The following is a 6,576-nucleotide window of genomic DNA, read 5'->3' as shown; positions in this document are numbered from 1 at the left end:
AGGCATTAAATTTCTACAACAATGTATACTAGCATAAGCTAAAAGTTACAGCAGTGTTTTTAAGCTCCCCATCCCTCCCAAGCCCTTTATATATAACCACTTTCTAATACAGGCAGCACCCAGTAATGTATCCCCGCCCCAGAAAAACAGTGTGTTAATTGCTGCTTCAAGACAGCTAATTGCTGTTCAGGCAAATACATCTGAAAACGTATTTGCTTCTGCCTGCCACCTGTTCAGCCAAAGATAAACCTTCATGCCCACTAGTATGAGCATTGACAACCAGACTACTAAAGCCATCAGCCGCCTCTATTGAAAGCAGGCAATCAACAACGGCCTCTTCTAATAAAGGAGGCACATTAAGGGTTACCAGATACTCTTGTCCGTTCATACTTGCTCCTGCTTTGCTTCACCAAAAATCTCATATAATATGGGCAACAAGATCAGCGTTAAAAAAGTTGATGATACTAATCCTCCAATCACAACAATAGCCAGGGGCCGCTGTATTTCTGATCCAGGCCCCGTAGCAAACAGCATCGGCAACAAACCAAATGCGGTTAAACTTGCAGCCATTAATACTGGGCGCAATCGACGCTCAGTTCCGACAATAATGACTTCAGCCATACTCATTCCGGTTGCTCTTAGTTGATTAAAATAGCTCAGTAATACCACGCTATTAGGGACAGCAATTCCAATAGAGCAATAAAGCCTATGGATGCAGGTACCGACAGGTATTCTCCCGACAACCAAAGGGCAAAAACTCCGCCTATCATAGCCAGAGGAATATTCGAAAAAACCAGAACTGCCTGCCTGACAGAGCCAAAGGTAGTAAATAACAATAAAAAGTGATCAGGGCAGCCAAAGGTAATACCAAGGCAACGACTAAAGATGCACGTAAATTACCTAAAAATAAAACCAGTAAAATCATCACCAGACCAATCGCTTGCAACAAAGCATTAGTAACCGATGACAGTGCAGAATTAACCAGATTACCTCGATTATAAAACACCTCAAGCCTAACCCCATCCGGCAGACTACTATTGATTTGCTCAAGCTTTTTCTCGATATCAGTAACAGTCTGACCTGCATTTGCTCCGCGCAAACTAAGCACCAGACCTTCTACCGCCTCACCTTTGCCATTACGACTTACCGCACCATAACGCGTCAAAGAGCCTAGTTAATCATGGGTTACTTCTGTCGAACCCTCTGGAAACATAGGAAGTTGTCGCTGAGCCATTAGTTTTTTCCGGCAAGTGTAGTCTCGGTTAGTCTACGAATAATGTAAAAAGGGTATCATTACAAAATCAGAGGGATATGAAAAGAGTTACTTGAATTTCATGGGCAAAAAGTTTGTTATTCGTTGATTTTAATGTAATTTAATACTTAACTGGGGGGATTTATGTAAAGGTAGAGGTCTGGTGCTCTGAACTTTGGCTTTAAGATTGCACCAAAAGTAGCTTATCCAGTTGAGTCCATATCATTCTGCCAGAACCAGCCACCCTCGGCAATTAACTGACACAATAGATTGGCTGAGGTTTCGTCTTGCACAATGCCTTGCCAATCAATGACCGTCAAAGTACTTTGTTCGGTTAGCAATGGTAAATTACCAACCCCAGCCATACCGACCGCATAACTTTCACCCGCCATAAAAAGTTGTCCGCCCATTTCATTGGCACTCCAGGCAAAGCGGCAATACAAGTTTCTTTGTAACAGCTGTCCCCGCTCAAAATAAGCATTCAGCTCATCAATACTCGGCAACTCAGCTCTAGCTTCTGCCGCTAAAGCCGACAAGCTTGGCTTGGTCTCGCTAACGAATTTCCCAAGTACTGTTGCCAGAACAGGTTCGGCTTCATCTATAGCCTGGTGTAACATTTGCTTTAACCTTGCCAGCGCAAGACTATCAATTTCAGCGCCATGCGGAGTCAGTAATAGATCTGGATCTTGATACCTGTGTTTGCCCAGTTCCTGCTCCAGTAAAGTATTCACTACCGCATCCAGCATATCCACACTAGCTGGCGCACGAAAACCAAAAGAAAAGGTCATACACTCATCCAGCGCAACACCATGATGCGCAAAATGTGGCGGCAAATATAACATATCTCCTGGTTCTAGATCCCAGCTTTGATCGGGGGTAAATTCTGCCAGAATCTGTAATTCTAAACCATCAATTAATTTAGCTTCATGTATAGGCTGATCACCAAGCTGCCAACGTCGCGTTCCCATTGCCTGTAACAGAAACACATCATAAGCATCAGTATGCGGCCCGACACTACCAGACTCTGTCGCATAACTAATCATCAGATCATCACGACGCCAGTCGGGTATAAAACGTAACGGATCAAGTAAGGTTTGTAATTCAGGCAAATGCTTATCAACATCCTGCACCAGCATGGTCCAGTGAGTTTCAGGCAAGCGATCGAAATCACTTTCCGATAGAGGCCCCGCTGTAACCTGCCAGGCGCTGTCATTCTCTCCATACTGCTCAATCAAACGAGACTCAATCTCAGGCTCACAGGCCAAGCCAGCTAATTCTTCTGGTGAGATAGGTGACTGAAACCCAGGAAATGCTTGCCGAATCAATAATGGTTTTTTCTGCCAGTATTCCTGTAAAAACTGCTGTTGGCTAAGACTAGTATTAAAAAAACCTGTCACACGGATACTCTTTGTCTATTATTTCGCTCAGCCTCCAGCATTTGAATAACGGGTGTTGTATCAGGACGTACATTTCGCCACAGATAAAATGCTTCTGCAGCCTGTTCAACCAGCATGCCTAAGCCATCAAGACTTTTACTTGCTTGTTGCTCACGCGCCCAACGCACAAAGGCAGTAGGCTTATTCGCATAAGCAAGGTCATAGCAACTGCCCTGCTCTGCTAATATCCCTGACACTAAAGGCGGCAACTCATCACTCAAGCTTGCTGAGGTAGCATTTAAAATCAGATCAAAGTTTTGTCCGGCCAAATCCGCATAAGAACTACCGCTGATGGCCCCTTTATGGCTAAACTCATCAGCTAGAGTTAGTGCTTTTTCAACAGTACGGTTGGCAATAGTAATGGACGCTGGAGACTCTTCCAGAATAGGCAAGATTATCCCCCGACTTGCACCGCCCGCACCCAGGATAAGAACCCATTTTTGCTTTAATTCAATGCCGTGATTATCTTGCAAGTCTGTAACTAAACCGATACCGTCGGTATTATCTCCTAAAATACGACCATCTTCTTGTACTAGCAAGGTATTAACAGCTTTAGCTAGCTCGGCTCGCTCAGTTCTTATCTCTGCTGCTTCCCAGGCTAGCTCTTTAAGAGGCACCGTACAATTTAAGCCGCGCCCACCCTTGGCAAAAAAATCTTTAAGTTCCAGGTCAAACTTATCGGCCGGAACTAACTGCGCGGTATATTGCATAACTTGCTGCGTTTGCTCGGCAAATAACTGATGAATGCGCGGTGATTTACTATGTTTGATCGGTGAACCAAAAACAGCATATTGATCTATCTCACTCATCCCTGCTGCTCCTTCAACCACTGAGCAACTGTTTTAGCATAATAAGTCAACACAGCATCACTACCTGCCCGTTTAAAAGATAACAAAGATTCTAAAACCACCTGTCGTTCATCTAACCAGCCATTAAGGCTTGCTGCTTTAAGCATGGCATATTCACCACTGACTTGGTAAGCAAATACTGGCACAGAAAATTCATCTTTTACCCGACGAATAATATCCAGATAAGGCATGCCGGGCTTAACCATCACCATATCAGCACCTTCTTGCAAGTCTAGCTGCACTTCGCGTATAGCCTCATCCGAATTAGCCGGATCCATTTGATAGCTAAATTTATTACCTTTACCTAAGTTCCCTGCTGACCCTACCGCATCCCGGAAAGGTCCATAAAAGCTAGAAGCATATTTAGCCGAATAAGCGAGAATCTGGGTATTGATATGCCCTGCAGATTCCAGTGCCTCACGAATTGCACCAATTCGCCCGTCCATCATATCCGAAGGGGCTACTACATCTGCACCTGCTGCGGCATGTGAGAGTGCCTGTTTAACCAAGACCTCTACGGTTTCATCATTGATCACATAACCCTGTTCATTAATTAGCCCATCCTGACCATGCGAAGTAAAAGGGTCTAGAGCAACATCCGTCATAACTCCTAATCCCGGGCAAGCTGCTTTTATTGCTCGTACAGCACGTTGCGCCAGACCGTCTGGATTATAAGCTTCAGCAGCATCGTCCGATTTCACACTAGCAGGTGTCACCGGAAATAAAGCCAGCATGGGTATACCCAAAGCAAAGCATTGTTTAGCTTCCTGCACCAATAAATCAATCGATAACCGCTCTACACCTGGCATAGAAGCAATGGCTTCTTTTTTATTTTCGCCTTCAATAACAAACAAAGGGTAGATTAAATCATCACATGAAAGCCGGTTTTCCGACATTAACCGCCGGGAAAAATCATGATAGCGCATCCGGCGCATACGTGTTGTAGGAAAATTAATGCTATTATTCATACCGTTTATTTATAAAATATAAAGATCGCTTACAATTTGATACATTGTACAGAAAACACATTCTATACTGAAACCCTGACCACTATGACTACGCAATTATTACCCCGCACTTTACTGCTTGGATTTTTCTTATTACTAAGCACCACCGCAACAGCTGCTACCGAGAAATTACTCGCGCCACAATTAGTGATCGACAACACTTCACGCGCCTTACTCGGTAAACTAAAAGACCCGGCTTTTGCCAGTAATAAAGTCGAAATTCATACTTTCGTCGATAAAGCCATTTTTCCAAATGTTGATACGGTTCGAATGTCTGCACTGGTTTTAGGCAAACATTGGCGCAAGGCAAGCAAACAGCAGAAAAAACAATTTATCGCGGCCTTTAAAGACCTGTTGGTTAATACCTATTCCACAACATTTACTGAACAGTTTAATGACTGGACTATTACTTATTTACCATTAAAACTAAAAGCCAGTGATAAAACTACCACCGTCAAAACAATTGTTTCCCAGTCAGGCAAAGCCGATGCAAAGATTGATTATTCCATGGTACTCCGCCATGATCAGTGGAAAATCTATGACCTTAAAGTAGAGGGAATCAGCCTGGTTATTAGTAACCGTGAAACGTTTAGTCAACTGATCAAAAATTCAGGTTCTTTAGACAATGTAATTGCAGAGCTGGAGGCAAAAAATAATAAGCTATAGTTTTATCCCTACTCACTTTTAGGAACGCACAAAAACAATGGAAGAACTGATACAAATTATTCAAGCAAACATTCAATATGCCCATTATATTATTTTTGCAGCCTTACTATTAGCAGGTCTCAACATCCCGGTATCAGAGGATGCCATGATTTTTATTTCCGCTCTTTTAGCAAGCAAGCACCCTGATTATTTACCCCATTTATTTATTGGCGTCTATCTGGGTGCTTATTTTTCCGATTTAATCTGTTATAGCTTAGGCAGGTTTTTGGGACCTAAGTTATTTAAAATACGCTTTTTTGCCAACATGGTACCACCCGAAAGAATCACTAAAATATCGACCTACTATGAAAAATATGGGGTAATAACTTTAATCTTAGGCAGGTTCATTCCATTTGGCGTTAGAAATGCCCTGTTTTTAACTGCGGGTCTTGGAAAGATGAGTTTTATAAAATTCGCCTTGTCTGATTTGCTGGCCTGTACAATCTCAACGTTTAGCTTCTTTACTTTGTATTTTCACTTTGGAGAAAGCGTAATCAACTACATAAAACAAGCAAATATTCTGTTTTTTGCGATGGCGTTTATTTTACTGGGTGTTTTCTGGTACCGAAAGAAACGGGCGGTTTAATGCTCACTTAAATATCATCAAGTAACAGGATAATCACAATTGAACACTTTGTCCTCTAAATTTGAAATGAGCACAATTCTAGGGGCGGTTCTTAAGAGCTTGTGAAAGCATTCAATGTAGGCTGTGGTTGAGGTACGAAACCCAGCAAATTAAAAGCTGGGATTACGCAAGCTTCATCCCAGCCTACAGAAGCCCACTATAACTGGGGTCAGAGTAAAGTTAACTCCCATTCTTAGCCTTTCGCCAACCAATGGGTCGACCGCCTTTCTCAGGTACTAACCTCCTTCCTGTAAGCGTAGTCATTTGCTGCTTAAAGTAATCACTACCAATTGCCATCCCTTTGTTTGTATTTGATCTAATCTCCTCCAGAAGAATATCATCCACATGATGAGAAAACAATGCTCGGTAGCTTTTCAGCCGATCATACTCTGTCTTGCCTAAGCTCAAATACTCTGAGTGTGGTGTGCATAAATCAGAGGACTTCCCCAATGCATTAATCTGGTAACTTGACCAAGAGTATTCAGCAGGATCAGTCACCATGCTGGCTCTCACAGGGTTAAGCTCTATGTATCGATAGACTTCCAGCAGGTACTGCTCTGCCTGTACCAAACATGATTTATAGCGTCCTTCCCAGAGTGTTCCAGTCCGCTGATACTGATAATTGAAATATCGCACATAGCTCCGACCCAAGGATTGCATCATGCGGCCTATAGCTCCCTCCTGTTGTGGTGTACACAGCAGG

Annotated in this window: 8 protein-coding genes and 1 pseudogene; 2 read left to right on the top strand and 7 right to left on the bottom strand. The window is 42.9% G+C overall.

What is annotated here, in order from left to right; genetic code table 11:
• Positions 1-86: 86 nt before the first annotated feature.
• The 6 genes and pseudogenes from CDZ78_RS02120 to hemB all read right to left on the bottom strand — a co-directional run bounded on the left by CDZ78_RS02120 (position 87) and on the right by hemB (position 4,504).
• Positions 87-388: pseudogene (locus tag CDZ78_RS02120) on the bottom strand (DUF3240 family protein).
• Entirely contained in the window at positions 385-621 is a 237-nt protein-coding gene (locus tag CDZ78_RS24175) for an efflux RND transporter permease subunit (protein ID WP_373862419.1), read from the bottom strand. Before CDZ78_RS24175 ends, CDZ78_RS02120 begins: the two are co-directional and overlap by 4 nt.
• Positions 622-766: 145 nt before the next feature.
• Positions 767-1,165, bottom strand: coding sequence for an efflux RND transporter permease subunit (locus CDZ78_RS24170; RefSeq protein ID WP_373862418.1), 399 nt, complete (start codon positions 1,163-1,165; stop codon positions 767-769).
• A gap of 290 nt (positions 1,166-1,455) precedes the next feature.
• Positions 1,456-2,649 (bottom strand): cupin domain-containing protein, encoded by a 1,194-nt coding sequence (locus tag CDZ78_RS02110; protein ID WP_087868482.1) that lies wholly within the window; start codon positions 2,647-2,649, stop codon positions 1,456-1,458.
• Positions 2,646-3,497: a shikimate dehydrogenase gene (gene aroE, locus CDZ78_RS02105; RefSeq protein ID WP_087868481.1), complete on the bottom strand. Its 852-nt coding sequence runs from the start codon at positions 3,495-3,497 to the stop codon at positions 2,646-2,648. The genes CDZ78_RS02110 and aroE overlap by 4 nt, the downstream gene beginning before the upstream one ends.
• Positions 3,494-4,504, bottom strand: coding sequence for a porphobilinogen synthase (hemB, locus tag CDZ78_RS02100; protein WP_087868480.1), 1,011 nt, complete (start codon positions 4,502-4,504; stop codon positions 3,494-3,496). The genes aroE and hemB overlap by 4 nt, the downstream gene beginning before the upstream one ends.
• An 84-nt stretch (positions 4,505-4,588) precedes the next feature.
• On the opposite strand from hemB, the gene CDZ78_RS02095 reads away from it, so the two are divergent.
• Together CDZ78_RS02095 and CDZ78_RS02090 are read left to right on the top strand one after the other, a co-directional pair.
• Positions 4,589-5,209, top strand: coding sequence for an MlaC/ttg2D family ABC transporter substrate-binding protein (locus CDZ78_RS02095; protein ID WP_087868479.1), 621 nt, complete (start codon positions 4,589-4,591; stop codon positions 5,207-5,209).
• 37 nt (positions 5,210-5,246) lie between these two features.
• Positions 5,247-5,834, top strand: coding sequence for a DedA family protein (locus tag CDZ78_RS02090; protein WP_087868478.1), 588 nt, complete (start codon positions 5,247-5,249; stop codon positions 5,832-5,834).
• A 219-nt stretch (positions 5,835-6,053) separates the two neighbouring features.
• Here the strand turns inward: CDZ78_RS02090 and CDZ78_RS02085 are convergent.
• The coding region (locus tag CDZ78_RS02085; protein WP_087868477.1) for a transposase at positions 6,054-6,576 on the bottom strand (523 nt) is incomplete at its 5' end.

It is taken from the genome of Bathymodiolus platifrons methanotrophic gill symbiont, assembly GCF_002189065.1.
Lineage (GTDB): Bacteria > Pseudomonadota > Gammaproteobacteria > Methylococcales > Methylomonadaceae > Methyloprofundus.
Note: the sequence above shows the minus strand (reverse complement) of the source record. Positions and strands in the feature narration are given on the sequence as shown.